Here is a 15,325-nt window from a genome sequence, read left to right as displayed (position 1 = left end):
GTACAGCTCCTTTTCAACGGCGCCGGAAACAGCCCGGCGCCTCAGTCAATCTAGCGGCTTTCTGCCGGTTCCACAGGCGCTTCAACTGCGCCGTCGACGCGATGCAAGGCCACCTGGCGAATCGACAGACGAATCTCGGCAGGCAGCACGCGTTTGGCCGCGCCTTCCGCCAGCTCACCCAGCAGGTCGTGGTAACTCAATTTCCCGGCCTCGTCGCGGCGCAGCACATCTTGCTCCAGCAATGTCTGGATAAAATGTCGGAAAAGACTCTTGTCGAAGAACTCCGGCGCGTTCAGGCCATGCAGGATCGACAGGCGCTGGGCCATGATCGTGCACAGGTCTTCCAGCTCTTCGGCGCTGATGCTGTTCTGGCCGCTGTTAAGCAGCAGCGAGATCGCCATGTAGAAGCGTTGCAGGGTCTGGGCGATGCTCTTGGACAACAGCGTCAGCAGCACAAAGTGCCGCGAACTCGGGGCCGGGCGCAGGTACACGTTGTTTTCAAAACGCAGCAGGCCTTGCTCGACAAAGGCTTCCAGCCATTGGTCGACGACGGCGTCCAACTCTTCCAGCGACCAGCGGATAAACAACTCCGATTGCAGGTAAGGGTAGAGCGCGCGAGTAAAGCGCAGGATCTGCTCGCGGCTCATGCGCGAGCTGCTCTGGAAGAAGCTCGCCAGCAGCGCCGGCAGGGCAAAAATATGCAGCACGTTGTTGCGGTAATAGGTCATCAGGACGGCGTTCTGCTCATCCAGATACACAATTTTGCCCAGGGCGTCACTCTGCTCCGAGAGCAGGTTCATGTCCTTGACGTGTTTGATCAGCGCCAGCCCATCGCCTTCCGGCAAGGTGGTGTGCGGCGAGTAGGGCACACGGCGTAGCAGTGCCAGGTACAGGTCCAACTGGCGGGCCATGGCCTGTTCATCCAGGGCCAGGCGTGTGGTCGAAAGCAGCGCCAGGGCCACCAGGTTTACCGGGTTGACCGCTGCGGCTTCGTTGAGGTGGCGTGCCACCTGTTCGCCGAGGCGGTTGGTGGTTTCGTTGAGCCACGCCGGTTTGTAGTTCGGGCCCAGCTCTTGGGCACGCCAGTCCGGCTGCTCGGCGTCGAGGAACTCGGCCAGCTTGATCGGCTCGCCGAAGTTGACCGCGACCTGACCAAAGCGCTGCTTGAGCGCGCCGACCACTTTGAAAATATCGAAGATCGATTCTTTCTTCTTGCTCGCACCGCGCAACTCGCCCAGGTAGGTACGGCCTTCGAGCACGCGTTCATAGCCGATATACACCGGCACGAACACGATCGGCATGCGTGAGGAGCGCAAGAAGCTGCGCAAGGTGATCGCCAGCATCCCGGTTTTCGGTTGCAGCATGCGCCCGGTGCGCGAGCGTCCGCCTTCGACGAAGTACTCTACCGGGAAGCCCTTGGTGAACAGGGTGTGCAGGTACTCGTTGAACACCGAGGTGTACAGCGGGTTGCCCTTGAAGGTGCGGCGCATGAAAAATGCACCGCCACGGCGCAACAGGCTGCCGATCACCGGCATGTTCAGGTTGATGCCGGCGGCAATGTGCGGCGGGGTCAGGCCGTTTTTGAACAGCAGGTACGAAAGCAGCAGGTAGTCGATGTGGCTGCGGTGGCAAGGCACGTAGATCACCTCGTAACCCTGGGCAACCTTTTGCACACCTTCGATATTGTTGACCTTGATGCCGTCGTAGATCTTGTTCCAGAACCAGCTCAATACCACTTCCAGAAAGCGAATCGCGGTGTAGGTGTAGTCCGAAGCGATCTCGTTGCCGTAGCGCAGGGCCTGGGCCTTGGCTTTTTCCGGGGTGATTTTCTCGCGCTCGGCTTCATCGGCGATGGCCTGGCGCACCAGCGGCATGTTGACCAGGCCTTTGACCAGGTTACGGCGGTGAGACAGGTCGGGGCCGATCACCGCAGTCTTCAGGTTACGAAAGTGCACACGCAGGATGCGCTGGGCCATGCGCACGGTGCGTTCGTGGCCTTTATTGTGCTCGATCAATTCACGCAGGTTGATAGGCGCGGAGAATTGCACACGGGTCTTGCGGCCCAGGATCAGGATGCTCAACAAGCGGCGCAGGCGGCCGGTGACGGCCCAGCTGTCGGCAAACAGCAGTTTCCACGGGCTGGACTCGCTTTCGGGCGACTGCCCCCAGAACACGCTGACCGGAATGATTTGTGCATTCTCTTCGGCGTGCTCGGTCAGGGTGTTGACCAGGCGGGTCAGGGTTGGCGGCGCGCCGCGCTTGTCCTGGCGGCCGAGCCAGTCGGGTTCGGGCGTGAGGTAGAAGAACGCGGCGGGTTCGATCAACGAACCCACCGACACCGGCAGCACCGGGCGCGGCAGGCCGGCCTTGGTGCATTCCTTGTCGACCACCGCCAATTCGGTGAGAGAGGGCGATTGCAGGACGTAAAACACCGGCCGGCTGCGGTCCAGGTTAAGGGTTAGGGACGACTGATTGATCGTCTCCGAGCGAACCCAGAGGTACAACAGTCGGCGCAAGGTGCCAAACACCAGACGGCGGAACGGGGAGCGGGTCATAGGCGTGCTGCTTCAAGTGGAAAAAACCGAGCAGGTGCTCGGGTGGGTAGTGTGCCGTATTCGCCGAAAATCGGCAAAAAAGCAGCGATGTAAACTTGAGTTGATCGTTTTTGAGCCTGTCTTATACTCGGCAGTTCAATGCGAGCGACTCAACAATAAAAATGCATGTGGGAGTAAGACAGATGGCAACGCGTGAAACCGGCAATGTGAAGTGGTTCAACGATGCAAAGGGCTATGGCTTTATCCAGCGTGAAGACGGCAAGGATGTGTTTGTGCACTACCGCGCCATTCGCGGTGAGGGCCACCGCTCATTGGCCGAGGGCCAGCAGGTGGAATACGCCGTGGTGACCGGCGAGAAGGGCTTGCAGGCTGAGGATGTGGTGGGTCTGTAACACCCTTGTCCTGCCAACCCAATCAACTGTGGGAGCTGGCTTGCCTGCGATGCAGACACCTCGGTCTATCAGTCGGACCGCGGTGATGCTATCGCAGGCAAGCCAGCTCCCACATTGATTGGGTTTTCCGGTTTGGATCAGGCAGTTTTCCAGGTGATCTGCTCTTCGCCGTCAGCACTGATGCGAATCCAGCTATCAGCGCTTTCCTCGCCTTCCTCCTCAACCCAGGTACCCGGCGCGCAGCGCACTTCGACGTTCAGCGCGGCAAAGGCGGCGCGGGCGCAGGCGATGTCGTCATCCCACGGCGTCTGGTCGCTTTCCAGGTACAGGCTGTTCCACTTGCCCACGGCTTTTGGCAACCAGGTGACCGGTACAGTGCCGGCCTTGCACTTGTAGGTCTGGCCTTTCTGAACCCAGTCGGTGCATGGGCCCAGAGCGGCACCCAGCCAGGCGGCGATGGCCTTGTAGTCGACGTCGGCGTCTTTCAGGTAAATCTCGATATCAGGTTGGCGCATGGATGTTCCTCGTTGCGGGATTCGAAAATCCATTCGCGGATACTTAAAAGTCGGTTATTGAAGCACGAAATAATCGTAGCGCATCGACACGGTGACCAGCAGCGGCTCGGCGGCCTCGATCACTTCAGCACGGCGCTCGGCACTCGCGCGCCAGCCATGGGGCGTCATCGCCAGCAGGTTGGCGCGGTCCTGGGGTTCGATCAGGCTCAGGGTGAATTCCAGCGTTTCACTGTGCGCCAGGCGCATGCCTTGCGGCACCAAAGCCAAATGCTTGTCGTCGGTGTATTCACGCACTTCGTCGTACAGGCGTTCGCGCAATTCCATCAGGTGGCCGGCAGTCGGGCCAACCTTCATCAAACCGCCGCCGGGGCTGAGCAGGCGCTTGGCCTCTTCCCAGTCCAAAGGGCTGAACACGCTGGCGAGAAACTGGCAACTGCCCGACGCCAACGGCACGCGGGCCATGCTGGCGATCAACCAGGTCAGCGCCGGGTTGCGTTTGCACGCGCGTTTCACCGCTTCCTTGGAGATATCCAGCGCATAACCGTCAGCGTGGGGCAGGGCGTCGGCGATTTGCGCGGTGTAGTAACCCTCGCCACACCCGATGTCCACCCAGCGCTGCGGCGCGCGCTCGGCGGCCAGTTCGGCCAGGCGCCTGGCCACTGGCGCATAGTGCCCGGCATTGAGAAAGTCGCGGCGTGCCTCGACCATGGCCAGGTTGTCGCCTGGGTCGCGGCTGTTCTTGTGCTGCACCGGCAACAGGTTCAGGTAACCCTGGCGCGCACGGTCGAAACGGTGCCCAGCGGGGCACGCCACGCCATTATCCACCGCGTTGAGCGGTGCGCTGCAAAGGGGGCACGCGAGCATCAGGCGAGCAACTTGATCAGGGTTTGGTAGTAGATTTCGGTCAGCACATCGAGGTCGCTGGCCAGAATGCGTTCGTTGACCTGATGAATCGTCGCGTTGACCGGGCCCAGCTCCACCACTTGAGTGCCGAGGGTGGCAATGAAGCGCCCGTCGGACGTGCCGCCGCTGGTGGACGCTTTGGTCTCGCGGCCGGTAATTGCCTTGATGCTGGCCGAGACAGCATCCAGCAACGCGCCCGGCTCGGTGAGGAATGGCAGGCCAGACAAGGCCCAATCAACGTGCCAGTCCAGGCCGTGTTTATCCAGAATCGCCGCAACCCGCTGTTGCAGGCCTTCGACGGTGGATTCGGTGGAGAAACGGAAGTTGAACACTGCTGTCAGGTCACCCGGAATCACGTTGGTGGCGCCGGTGCCGGAATTGAGGTTGGAGATTTGAAAGCTGGTCGGTGGGAAGAAGGTGTTGCCATCGTCCCAATGCTCGGCAGCCAGTTCCGCCAGCGCCGGTGCTGCCAGGTGGATCGGGTTTTTCGCCAGGTGCGGGTATGCCACGTGGCCCTGCACGCCGCGCACGGTCAAGGTGGCGCCGAGGGAGCCGCGACGGCCGTTCTTCACAACATCGCCCACCAGCGTGGTGCTCGACGGTTCGCCGACGATGCACCAGTCCAGACGCTCCTTGCGTGCCGCCAGACGCTCAATCACCGCTTTGGTGCCGTGGTGCGCCGGGCCTTCTTCATCACTGGTGATCAGAAAAGCCACCGAGCCCTTGTGGTCCGGGTAGTCGGTGACAAAACGCTCCGAAGCCACCAGCATTGCCGCCAGGCTGCCTTTCATGTCCGCTGCGCCACGCCCGCAGAGCATGCCGTGCTCGTCGATCAACGCATCGAACGGGTCGTTCTGCCAGGCCTGCACCGGGCCGGTTGGCACCACGTCGGTGTGGCCGGCAAAGCACAGCACCGGGCCTTCGTGCTTGCCATGGGTGGCCCAGAAGTTGTCCACATCTTCGATACGCATCGGCTCAAGTGCAAAACCTGCGTCGCCCAGGCGCTGCATCATCAGCTTCTGGCAGTCGGCATCAATCGGCGTCACTGAGGGGCGACGGATCAAGTCGATGGCAAGTTGAAGGGTCGGCGAAAGGTCGGCATGGGCCGTCATGGGAAAACTCCGGGAAGCGTGTAATGGGCGCGCAGGACGAATGTGGAATACAGAACCTGAATCGGCGCAAATCTAATGTGGGAGCTGGCTTGCCTGCGATACAGACGCCTCGGTCTGGCAGCTACACCGCGGCGCTGCTATCGCAGGCAAGCCAGCTCCCACAGAAAGCAGGGCCTGGCCAAGTCTCGTAAAACGGCCGTTATCTTATAGCAAAACGGCGGCCAGAGGCCGCCGTTTAGTGCATTGCGCAAGTTTTTACTCAGCGGTTGTCGGCTCAACCTTAGGTGCAGGTTTTGGCAGCGACGACAGGAACGCCATGATCAGCGCCGCCACATACGGCAGCGATTGCACCAGCAGCATCACCACCCAGAAGCGTATGTCATTGCTCGGCAGGCCCTGCACCAGGTAAATCCCGAGTGCGGCGCCCCACAACAGCAACATGATGAACATCTCTTCGCGGGCTTCGGAAATGGCTACCCAGAAGCCGTGGTTATCGGCGTTTTTCGGTGTGCGAAAGAACGGAATACTGGTGGTGAAGAAGCCATACAGCACCGCCTTGGCGATGGTGTGTGACAACGCCAGCCCGGCCAGCGCCGCGCAGAATGCGTCTTTCAAGTTCACACCCACCGCACGGCGGTAGAGGAAGATGATCTTGCCGACCTTGAACACAAACAACGCCAACGGCGGGATCGCGAAAATCAGCAGCGGCGGGTCAACACGGGTCGGCACGATGATCATCGCCGCCGACCACAACAGGGCGCCGACTGTGAAGAAGATGTTCATGCCATCCGCCACCCACGGCAACCAGCCCGCGAGGAAGTGGTAGCGCTGGCCGCGGGTCAGCTCGGTGCCCTTGCCGCGCAACAGGCTGGCGGTGTGGCGCTTGATGATCTGGATCGCGCCGTAGGCCCAGCGGAAACGCTGCTTCTTGAAGTCGATAAAGGTATCCGGCATCAAGCCCTTGCCGTAGCTGTCGTGGTAATACGCGGCCGACAGGCCTTTCTCGAATACCCGCAGGCCGAGTTCGGCGTCTTCACAGATGCACCAGTCGGCCCAGCCCAGTTCCTCGAGCACCGAGCGACGGGTCATGGTCATGGTGCCGTGCTGGATGATCGCGTCACGGTCGTTGCGGGTGACCATGCCGATATGGAAGAAGCCTTTGTATTCGGCGTAGCAGAGCTTCTTGAAAGTGCTCTCGTTCTGGTCGCGGTAGTCCTGCGGCGACTGCACCACGGCGATTTTCGGGTCGGCGAAGTGCGGCACCATGTGCTTGAGCCAGTTGGGCGACACGCAGTAGTCCGAGTCGATCACCGCGATCACTTCGGCATCCTTGGCGGTATGCGGAATCAGGTAGTTCAGCGCGCCGCCCTTGAAACCGGCCAGGGGCGAGACGTGGAAGAACTTGAAGCGCGGGCCGAGGGTTTCGCAGTAGTCGCGCACCGGCTCCCAGACGGCCGGGTCCTTGGTGTTGTTGTCGATGATCAGGACTTCGAAGTCCGGGTAATCGAGGGCGGCCAGGGCGTCGAGGGTCTGTTTGACCATCTCTGGCGGCTCGTTGTAGCACGGCACATGGATCGAGACTTTCGGGCGGTAGTCCGAATCGCCTTCCACCGGCAGGAATTCACGCCGGCGTTTGTGGGTCCACACCGCTTCCGCCAGTTCGTGGGCTTCGGTGAGCAATACGATAAACACGCCCAGCGCGCCGAGGGCCAGCAAAATGCCGACGGTGACGCTGAACCAGGTGCTGTATTGCTGGCTGTAGTCGTAACCGATCCAGACCAATACCGAACCACAGAGGAACGCGATAAAGGTCAGGAAGGTGCGGCCACGCTGGCGCAGGGCCGAGCCGTCGATCATCAGCAGGGTCAGCGACAGCAGCGCCAGCACCACCGAGCCGATGGCCAGCACGCGCCATTGCGGGATCGCGACGACCGGTCCTTCAAAGTTGAATTTCTGCTGGCGTGCGGCGTTGTACACGCCCCAATAAGCGCCCGCCGAGCCTTCGTCGCTGACTTTCCACGGCTGGTCGAAGGCCTCGATTACGAAGTAGTTGTAACCCTGGCGGTTCAGTTTGTTCACCAGCGTACGCAGGTAAATCGCCTGGTCTGCCGGCGAGCTTTCATTGCCACCGCGCATACGGCCGTTGCTCGGCCAGCCCACTTCCGAGAGCAGCAGCGGTTTTTTCGGGAACAGCTTTTTCAGATCCCGTGCACGGTCCAGTACGTACTGGCCGGCCTTGTCCATCGGGATGAACTCCCAGAACGGCAGGATGTGCGCGGCGATCAGGTCGACGTGCTTGGCCAGTTGCGGGTTCTTTTCCCAGATGTGCCATTGCTCGGAGGTGGTCACCGGCACTTTCACGGCGGCGCGCACCCGGTCCAGCAGCACGATCAGCGCCTCCGGGGTGATTTCTTCGCGGAACAATGCCTCGTTACCGACCACCACGCGCACGACACTGCGCGAGTTGTTGGCAATCTCGATGGCGCGCTGGATTTCACGCTCGTTGCGTTCCAGGTCCGGGCTGATCCAGATCCCCAGGGTCACGCGCAGGCCGAACTCTTCGGCCAGTTTGGGGATATCGCCCAAGGTGCCGTCGACCGAGTAAGTACGGATGTTGTCCGTCAGCTTGCTCATGATCGCCAGGTCCTGGCGCATCTGGTCGTCAGTGGGGTACTGGTCTTTCTGCGGGAACTGGCCTTGTTGGAACGGCGAGTAGGAGAACCCGGAGATCTGTTCTGGCCAGTTAGGGGTGGTGACCGGGCGGTTTATCAGCGCCCAGAAGCCGGTAAACAGCGCGGCAATTGCCAGCACTACCACCAGGTTGAGTCCAAATTTACGCGATGACATGGCTATTTCGGGTTCCAAAGGGTGTGGAACGAAAAGAGGTGTCGGCCTACGCCGAACGGCGCGCATCCTACACCGGCCTTCAACTGAGCGTACAGCAGACAGAGAAAAGCCGGACGTTAGTCCACGAATGTTCACCTAAGTTCTTAACTTGTAACTTGTAGCTTAAAACTTGCCGCTGCGTAGCCCATAATGCGCGCCGGTTTTTGGGGTAATGGTCATGAGCACAGAAGATCCGCGGTTTGCAGGCGTCGCCCGCTTGTATGGCATTGAAGGCCTGGAACGCTTGAAAGCGGCCCATGTGGCGATCGTCGGCGTCGGCGGCGTGGGCTCCTGGGCGGCGGAAGCCATGGCCCGTTGCGGCGTGGGCGAGATTTCGCTGTTTGACCTGGACGATGTCTGCGTCAGCAACAGCAACCGCCAGTTGCACGCCCTGGACAGTACCGTGGGCAAGCCCAAGGTCGAGGTAATGGCCGAACGCCTGCGCGGCATCAACCCGGACTGCACGGTGCACGCGGTGGCGGACTTCGTGACCCGTGACACCATGGCTGAGTACATCACGCCGAATATCGATTGCGTGATCGACTGCATCGACGCCGTGAACGCCAAGGCCGCGCTGATCGCCTGGTGCAAGCGCCGCAAGATCCAGATCATCACCACCGGCGGCGCCGGCGGGCAAATCGACCCGACGCTGATCCAGGTCTGCGACTTGAACCGCACCTTCAACGACCCGCTGGCCTCGAAAGTGCGCTCCACGCTACGCCGCGACTACGGCTTTTCGCGCACCGTGACCCGCCATTACAGCGTGCCGTGTGTGTTCTCTACCGAGCAGCTGCGCTATCCCAAGCCGGACGGCAGCATTTGTTTGCAGAAAAGTTTTGTCGGTGACGGCGTGAAGCTGGACTGTGCGGGCGGGTTTGGCGCGGTGATGATGGTCACGGCCACGTTTGGCATGGTGGCGGCGACCAAGGCGGTGGACAAGATTGTGGCCGGGGTGCGCAGGCCGTCGGAGCGGGTTAAACCTACCCAGATCTAGCTGTCCTGCACAAAACAAAATGTGGGAGCTGGCTTTGACTGATAGACCGAGGTGCCTGCATCGCAGGCAAGCCAGCTGTCACACAAGCCAGCTCCCACATTAGTTTTGCGTACAGGTCAGCTCTTGCATGCGCTGCAGTACAGCATTAAGACCATTGCTGCGCGACGGCGACAGCTGGCGCGAAAGCCCCAGTTGATTGAACCAGTCCGGCAAGTCAACCGCCTGCAACTCACTTGCCGACAACCCATTGACCCGTGCCAGCAGCAACGCCACCAACCCCCGGATCATTCGCGCATCGCTGCTCGCGGCAAACTGCCAATGGCCGTCCTGTAAACGGCCGACCAACCACACCAGGCTTTCACAGCCCTGCACGAGGTTGGCCTCGACCTTTTCGTCAGCCGCCAACGCCGGCAGCCGCTCGCCCCACTGCATCAGCATGCGGGCGCGTTGTTCCCAACTGCCTACTGCCTGAAACGACTCAAGCGCGCTGATGGCATCCGCAGGCAAGCTCATCGCAACATATCCAGCGCCTGATCCAGCGCTTCAAAGAAGCGCTCCAGGTCATCGGAGTCGTTATACAGCGCCAGGGACACACGGATCGCTCCGGACAAGTGCATGGCCTTGAGCAATGGCATGGCGCAATGATGGCCAGCTCGCACGGCAATGCCTTGTTCGGTCAACAGATGAGCCAGGTCGGCGTTATGCACGCCCTCCACCACGAAACTGGCGAGTGCCACCTGGGGCGAGCCCAGTACGCGCACGCCATTGCGTGCTTTCAGGCCGCGCAGCAGGTAGTCATGCAGGGCTGCTTCATGGGCGACCACGGCCGGCTGGTCCAGAGAGTTCAGGTAGTCCAGCGTGGCACCCAGGCCGATCACACTTGCAATCGGCGGCGTGCCCGCTTCGAAACCCAACGGGGCAGGGCGAAAGCTCGCACTTTGATACTCGGCCTGCTGCACCATCTCGCCGCCAAACTGCCAGTGGCGCAGGTGATGCAGCGCTTCGTTGCGGCCATACAGCACGCCGACGCCGTCCGGGCCGTAGAGCTTATGACTGGAAAACACGTAGAAGTCGCAACCCAGCGCCTGTACGTCGTGGCGACCATGGACAATGCCTTGGGCGCCATCGACCACGGTCAAGGCACCGTGGGCCTTGGCCATTGGCAGCAAGACCTCCAAAGGTTGCCAGGCGCCGAGTACGTTGGACAGCTGGCTCACTGCCAGCAAGCGCGTGCGCGGGCTGATCAATTCGGCGGCGGCTTGCAGGTCAATCACGCCATCATCGCCAAGGGGCAAGACCACCAGCGTCAGCGCGCGACGTTTGGCCAGTTGTTGCCAGGGCAGCAGGTTGGCGTGGTGTTCCAGGGCGCTGATGACAATTTCATCACCCGCATTGAATAAGTGCTCAAGGCCATAGGCCAGGAGGTTCAGCGCAGACGTCGCGCCGTGGGTAAACACGATCTGCCCGCTGTCACCTGCATTCAACCACTGCGCGACCTTGCTGCGACTGTCTTCAAACGCCTGGGTCGCGTGGGCACCCGGCAAATGCTGGGCACGGTGCACATTGGCTGCGCCATTGGCGTAGTAATGGCTGATGGCATCCAACAGGGCTTGGGGTTTTTGCGTGGTGGCGGCGTTGTCCAGGTAGGTCTGGTCTTGCCGTTGCAGGGTGGCGATGGCCGGAAAATCGGCGCGCCAGGGGGAGGGCACAAGCATGGTCTTAAGACTCGTATAAGCGAGCCCCAGGTGTGGGGCCCGCTAGTGGCATCGAGTGGCTGCTTAGTTGTGAGCGTGCAGCGCTTCGTTCAGTTCGATCGCCGATTTGTGGGTTTTGCACTCCACGGCACCGGTCTGGGAATTGCGGCGGAACAGCAGGTCCGGCTGGCCGGCCAGTTCGCGCGCCTTGACCACTTTGACCAGTTGGTTGTGCTCGTCTAGCAGAGCAACCTTGGTACCGGCAGTCACGTACAGGCCCGACTCCACGGTATTGCGGTCGCCCAACGGGATACCGATACCGGCGTTGGCGCCGATCAGGCAGCCTTCGCCCACCTTGATCACGATGTTGCCGCCGCCCGACAGGGTGCCCATGGTGGAGCAACCGCCGCCCAGGTCCGAACCCTTGCCGACGAATACACCTGCCGATACACGGCCTTCGATCATGCCCGGGCCTTCGGTGCCACCGTTGAAGTTGACGAAACCTTCGTGCATCACGGTGGTGCCTTCGCCCACGTAGGCGCCCAGGCGGATGCGCGCGGCATCAGCGATACGCACGCCAGCCGGCACTACGTAGTCAGTCATTTTCGGGAACTTGTCCACCGAGAACACTTCCAGCAGCTCGCCACGCAGGCGTGCTTCCAGCTGGCGCTCGGCCAGCTCGTTGATGTCGATTGCGCCCTGGCTGGTCCACGCCACGTTCGGCAGCTGCGGGAACACACCGGCCAGGCTCAGGCCGTGGGGCTTGACCAGGCGGTGGGACAGCAGGTGCAGCTTGAGGTAGGCCTCAGGCGTGGAGGTCAGTGCGGCGTCTTCGGCCAACAGGGTGGCGACCAACGGGGTGTGGCTTTCAGCCAAACGGCTGAGCAGCGCGGCCTGGGCCGTGTCGACACCTTTGAGCGCGTCAGCCAGTTGCAGCGCCTGGCTCACGGTGAAAGTAATGGCCTGGTTGCCTTCGGTATAACCGAGGATCGGCGCGATGGCGGCAACGATCTCGGCCGACGGGTTGAGCAGCGGTTGTGCGTAAAACACTTCCAGCCAAGCACCTTGGCGGTTCTGAGTGCCGACGCCGAAGCCCAGGCTGAACAGGGAATTGGACATGCTGTTACCTCTACAAAAATGGAAGGCTGGCCTACTTGAGGGCCGCCGAATAACTATCTGGCTTGAAGCCAATCAGGGTTCTGTCACCGAGATCGAGCACCGGGCGCTTGATCATCGAGGGTTGTGCGAGCATCAATTCAATGGCTTTCGACTGATCGAGATCGGCTTTGCGTTCGTCTTCGAGTTTGCGAAAGGTGGTGCCCGCACGGTTCAAAACCACCTGCCAACCGTGCTCGTTGCACCATTGGGTCAAGTGTTCGCGGTCGATACCGGCTGTTTTGTAGTCGTGGAACTCATAGCTCACAGCGTGCTCATCGAGCCAGGTGCGCGCCTTTTTCATGGTGTCGCAGGCTTTGATGCCGAAAAGGTGCAAGGTTGTGCTTGAAGCGGTCAAGGAATTGCCCCCCTTTGGACGTATGAAAGTTAAAGGTCACGGATTATGCCACGACCAGCGGGTTTGGGTGCCGCTCGTCATACTTGCCGATGATTCAGTGCGACTTATGTGCAAAAGCCGTTGCGCAGCCAAGCGGGTAACATAGCCGGTTAATATGGCACTTCAACGGCCAGTTGTTGCCAGATCGGTGTCATAGCAAGTCGATTGTCCGGGAAACCCGCGTTATGCAAACCGCCTATACCGTTCTTATCCTGCTGATGCTGGTCAGCGTTTCGCGCCTTGTCGGGCGCATTATTCCCCTGCCGTTGCCCTTGGTGCAGATCGCCGCCGGCGCCTTGCTGGCCTGGCCTACGCTGGGGTTGCACGTGGCGCTGGACCCGGAGCTGTTCCTGTTTTTGTTCCTGCCGCCGTTGCTGTTCTCCGATGGCTGGCGCATGCCCAAGCGCGAATTGTGGCGGCTCAGAGGCCCGATCCTTACGCTGGCGGTGGGTCTGGTGCTATTTACCGTGGTGGGCGCCGGTTACTTCATCCATTGGATATTGCCCACGATCCCGTTGCCGGTGGCCTTCGCCTTGGCGGCCGTATTGTCCCCGACTGACGCCGTGGCGGTGTCGGCCATTTCCCAAAATCGCCTGCCAAAACCTTTGATGCATATGCTTCAAGGCGAGGCATTGATGAATGATGCCTCGGGCCTGGTGACCTTCAAGTTCGCCCTGGCGGCGGCGTTGACCGGCGTGTTTTCCCTGGCCGATGCCAGCCTGACTTTTGTGCTGGTAGCGGTGGGCGGCCTCGCGGTAGGCGTGGCGCTGAGCTGGTTGGTCGGCCGTTTACGCGCCTGGATGATTGCCCGTGGTTGGGACGACCCGGCCACCCACGTGGTGTTTATGTTGCTGCTGCCGTTCGCAGCCTACGTGCTGGCCGAGCGCCTGGGTGCATCCGGCATCCTGTCGGCGGTGGCGGCGGGCATGATGCAAAGCTGGCTCGACTTGCTGCCACGCCAGACCAGCACGCGTTTGCTTAACCGCAGTGTGTGGTCGCTGCTGGAGTTTGCGTTTAATGGCCTGATCTTCCTGCTACTGGGCCTGCAACTGCCGGACATCATCAAGGCCGTGGTCAGTCACGAACCGACACTGTGGCCAACGCTGTTGTATCGCTGCCTGGATGTGGTTGCGATCTTCCTGGTGCTGGTGGTGCTGCGCTTTATCTGGGTGCAAAGCATCTGGCGTTTGTCGGGCCTGTTACGGCGGCTGCGTGGGAAAAGCGAGCTGACACTCGTGCCTACGGCCCGGTCCTGCTGGCTATTGACCGTGGGTGGCGTGCGCGGTGCGGTCACTTTGGCGGGTGTGATGTCGGTGCCTTTATTGCTGGCGCCTGGCCAGGATTTTCCCGAGCGCGACCTGCTGATCTTTATCGCCGCCGGCGTGATCCTACTGTCGCTGGTGGCCGCCTGCATCGCCTTGCCGCTGCTATTGCGTGGCATCGAGCAGAGCCCCGATGAAAAGCGCCATAACGAAGTGCGTGAGGCGTGGAAAAAAACCGCGGTAGCCGCCATCCACGCGCTGGAAGCGGACGAGCCTGCCGAAACCGAAACCCCAGACGCCGCCCAGGCAGCACTCGCGACCGAGCTAAAGGCGCGGCTGATGTCGGAATACCGTCATCAGTTGGAAGTATTCAACGATTCAGCCGAAGCCCAGGCACTGGCGCATCAGATGGACCTGCTTGAACGCAAATTGCGCCTCAAGGCCCTGCGCGCGCAGCGCTTGGAGTTGTACAGCCTGAGCCGTCATCACCAGATTGGTGATGACGTGTTGCGCGAGGTCCTGGCGGATCTGGATATGAGTGAGGCGAATCTGGGTGTGATGAAGTAGTTGTCCACACCGCGGTGCCTTAAGGTTTGGGGTACTGCTCGGCTATGAAAGACTTATCCAGTTCTGTCAATCGGGTGGGCCAAGGGATTGCCGGCTGCTTCCATAGTTCGTCTCTGGTGAAGCCGTAATGCATGATTGAGTTTCTATCGTATTTGGAGGCAGCGACGTTTTTTCCAGTGAGGCGCTGGAGAATGTCTTTATGGATGGCTTCATTCGATCCATGGCCTTTAAAGTGTCTGTAGATGGTTGGCGTATTAAAATCAATCGTTCTATTGGGGTGTTTATGTTCGTGATGCAACCCTAGGGCATGCCCGAACTCATGGGCTGCAATGGCTTCGAATCTTGGGTTGTCGTAAGGGTTTGGCAACACCATGGTCGGTAGGTAGAGGGGTACCTTTTGCGCGTCGGTTCCAAGTGCAGAGCTGCCTGATTGAGTCTCCCCATAGTCCAGCGCGATGCGTATATCTCCCTCTTCCCCTGAAACAAATTCAAAGGTCAGGTTGATATGCGACAGCCAAAGATTCGCAGCCTTTTTTATGTGCTCCAGTGCTTCTTCGTCGGCATCATAGACAGCAATCTTCAGCGTGGAATTTTGCGGCCAGTATTTGTCGGGTGCTGAAACAGCGCGGGTTTTTCTTGAGTGGGATTTATCCGGGGGCGCTTGATATATATCAATGTCGTGAGTGCGTGTGGAGGTGAAACCGAGAGTTGCTGTGCTCAGGTTTGTCATCGTGCCATGCCTACATTGTTCAAGACGTTAATGAACATTGAGTGGCACTTGTCGTTGATAGGATTCCACCGATTATCGTTTTTAAGCAAATGGCTACTTATGCAGCGCAGTGTCGATCGTGTGGCGCTGCCCGCACTTTATTACAGTGCGGGCATTGTGGGGT

The 15,325-nt window shown here is 60.4% G+C and carries 13 protein-coding genes; 3 read left to right on the top strand and 10 right to left on the bottom strand.

Annotated elements, in window-relative coordinates:
- Positions 1-50: 50 nt before the first annotated feature.
- The gene (plsB, locus tag ACQY47_RS08325; protein WP_186616809.1) at positions 51-2,555 is read right to left on the bottom strand and encodes a glycerol-3-phosphate 1-O-acyltransferase PlsB; all 2,505 of its coding nucleotides are present in this window, start codon (positions 2,553-2,555) and stop codon (positions 51-53) included.
- 182 nt (positions 2,556-2,737) lie between these two features.
- On the opposite strand from plsB, the gene ACQY47_RS08320 reads away from it, so the two are divergent.
- The gene (locus ACQY47_RS08320; protein WP_003219353.1) at positions 2,738-2,947 is read left to right on the top strand and encodes a cold-shock protein; all 210 of its coding nucleotides are present in this window, start codon (positions 2,738-2,740) and stop codon (positions 2,945-2,947) included.
- Between the two features lie 137 nt (positions 2,948-3,084).
- On the opposite strand, the gene ACQY47_RS08315 is transcribed toward ACQY47_RS08320, so the two are convergent.
- From ACQY47_RS08315 to ACQY47_RS08300, 4 genes are all read right to left on the bottom strand, one after another.
- A complete protein-coding gene (locus ACQY47_RS08315; protein WP_236460206.1) occupies positions 3,085-3,462 on the bottom strand; it encodes a hypothetical protein in 378 nt (125 codons plus the stop codon).
- A 54-nt stretch (positions 3,463-3,516) separates the two neighbouring features.
- The gene (locus ACQY47_RS08310) at positions 3,517-4,326 is read right to left on the bottom strand and encodes a putative RNA methyltransferase (protein ID WP_170036449.1); all 810 of its coding nucleotides are present in this window, start codon (positions 4,324-4,326) and stop codon (positions 3,517-3,519) included.
- The gene (gene dapE / locus ACQY47_RS08305) at positions 4,326-5,477 is read right to left on the bottom strand and encodes a succinyl-diaminopimelate desuccinylase (protein WP_017137129.1); all 1,152 of its coding nucleotides are present in this window, start codon (positions 5,475-5,477) and stop codon (positions 4,326-4,328) included. Before dapE ends, ACQY47_RS08310 begins: the two co-directional genes overlap by 1 nt.
- Before the next feature lie 255 nt (positions 5,478-5,732).
- A complete protein-coding gene (locus tag ACQY47_RS08300; RefSeq protein ID WP_428556875.1) occupies positions 5,733-8,324 on the bottom strand; it encodes a glycosyltransferase in 2,592 nt (863 codons plus the stop codon).
- A gap of 217 nt (positions 8,325-8,541) precedes the next feature.
- On the opposite strand from ACQY47_RS08300, the gene tcdA reads away from it, so the two are divergent.
- Positions 8,542-9,357, top strand: coding sequence for a tRNA cyclic N6-threonylcarbamoyladenosine(37) synthase TcdA (gene tcdA / locus ACQY47_RS08295; protein ID WP_017137131.1), 816 nt, complete (start codon positions 8,542-8,544; stop codon positions 9,355-9,357).
- A 99-nt stretch (positions 9,358-9,456) separates the two neighbouring features.
- Here the strand turns inward: tcdA and ACQY47_RS08290 are convergent, their stop codons facing one another.
- The 4 genes from ACQY47_RS08290 to ACQY47_RS08275 all read right to left on the bottom strand — a co-directional run bounded on the left by ACQY47_RS08290 (position 9,457) and on the right by ACQY47_RS08275 (position 12,510).
- Positions 9,457-9,870 (bottom strand): SufE family protein, encoded by a 414-nt coding sequence (locus ACQY47_RS08290; RefSeq protein WP_017137132.1) that lies wholly within the window; start codon positions 9,868-9,870, stop codon positions 9,457-9,459.
- Complete coding sequence (locus ACQY47_RS08285; protein WP_169985372.1) at positions 9,867-11,072, bottom strand: aminotransferase class V-fold PLP-dependent enzyme; 1,206 nt, start codon at positions 11,070-11,072, stop codon at positions 9,867-9,869. The genes ACQY47_RS08290 and ACQY47_RS08285 overlap by 4 nt, the downstream gene beginning before the upstream one ends.
- Before the next feature lie 63 nt (positions 11,073-11,135).
- A complete protein-coding gene (gene dapD, locus ACQY47_RS08280) occupies positions 11,136-12,170 on the bottom strand; it encodes a 2,3,4,5-tetrahydropyridine-2,6-dicarboxylate N-succinyltransferase (RefSeq protein WP_017137134.1) in 1,035 nt (344 codons plus the stop codon).
- Between the two features lie 31 nt (positions 12,171-12,201).
- On the bottom strand, positions 12,202-12,510 hold the full coding sequence (locus ACQY47_RS08275; protein ID WP_231982825.1) for an arsenate reductase: 309 nt from the start codon (positions 12,508-12,510) through the stop codon (positions 12,202-12,204).
- 278 nt (positions 12,511-12,788) lie between these two features.
- Here ACQY47_RS08275 and ACQY47_RS08270 point away from each other — a divergent pair, with 278 nt between their 5' ends.
- Positions 12,789-14,432, top strand: coding sequence for a Na+/H+ antiporter (locus ACQY47_RS08270; RefSeq protein ID WP_017137136.1), 1,644 nt, complete (start codon positions 12,789-12,791; stop codon positions 14,430-14,432).
- Between the two features lie 19 nt (positions 14,433-14,451).
- On the opposite strand, the gene ACQY47_RS08265 is transcribed toward ACQY47_RS08270, so the two are convergent.
- The gene (locus tag ACQY47_RS08265) at positions 14,452-15,162 is read right to left on the bottom strand and encodes a M12 family metallopeptidase (RefSeq protein ID WP_099548552.1); all 711 of its coding nucleotides are present in this window, start codon (positions 15,160-15,162) and stop codon (positions 14,452-14,454) included.
- Positions 15,163-15,325: the final 163 nt, after the last annotated feature.

It is taken from the genome of Pseudomonas edaphica (assembly GCF_965277385.1).
In the GTDB taxonomy this organism is placed as follows: Bacteria; Pseudomonadota; Gammaproteobacteria; order Pseudomonadales; family Pseudomonadaceae; genus Aquipseudomonas; species Aquipseudomonas edaphica.
This window is presented reverse-complemented; position numbering and strand designations above follow the sequence as displayed.

Bases quoted from the DNA above. Each gene is read 5' to 3' on its own strand.
- ACQY47_RS08285 (WP_169985372.1), bottom strand. From the start codon at position 11,072: ATGCTTGTGCCCTCCCCCTGGCGCGCCGATTTTCCGGCCATCGCCACC.
- ACQY47_RS08315 (WP_236460206.1), bottom strand. From the start codon at position 3,462: ATGCGCCAACCTGATATCGAGATTTACCTGAAAGACGCCGACGTCGAC.
- ACQY47_RS08275 (WP_231982825.1), bottom strand. From the start codon at position 12,510: ATGAAAAAGGCGCGCACCTGGCTCGATGAGCACGCTGTGAGCTATGAG.
- ACQY47_RS08265 (WP_099548552.1), bottom strand. From the start codon at position 15,162: ATGACAAACCTGAGCACAGCAACTCTCGGTTTCACCTCCACACGCACT.
- ACQY47_RS08320 (WP_003219353.1), top strand. From the start codon at position 2,738: ATGGCAACGCGTGAAACCGGCAATGTGAAGTGGTTCAACGATGCAAAG.
- plsB (WP_186616809.1), bottom strand. From the start codon at position 2,555: ATGACCCGCTCCCCGTTCCGCCGTCTGGTGTTTGGCACCTTGCGCCGA.
- dapD (WP_017137134.1), bottom strand. From the start codon at position 12,170: ATGTCCAATTCCCTGTTCAGCCTGGGCTTCGGCGTCGGCACTCAGAAC.
- ACQY47_RS08300 (WP_428556875.1), bottom strand. From the start codon at position 8,324: ATGTCATCGCGTAAATTTGGACTCAACCTGGTGGTAGTGCTGGCAATT.
- tcdA (WP_017137131.1), top strand. From the start codon at position 8,542: ATGAGCACAGAAGATCCGCGGTTTGCAGGCGTCGCCCGCTTGTATGGC.
- ACQY47_RS08270 (WP_017137136.1), top strand. From the start codon at position 12,789: ATGCAAACCGCCTATACCGTTCTTATCCTGCTGATGCTGGTCAGCGTT.
- dapE (WP_017137129.1), bottom strand. From the start codon at position 5,477: ATGACGGCCCATGCCGACCTTTCGCCGACCCTTCAACTTGCCATCGAC.
- ACQY47_RS08310 (WP_170036449.1), bottom strand. From the start codon at position 4,326: ATGCTCGCGTGCCCCCTTTGCAGCGCACCGCTCAACGCGGTGGATAAT.
- ACQY47_RS08290 (WP_017137132.1), bottom strand. From the start codon at position 9,870: ATGAGCTTGCCTGCGGATGCCATCAGCGCGCTTGAGTCGTTTCAGGCA.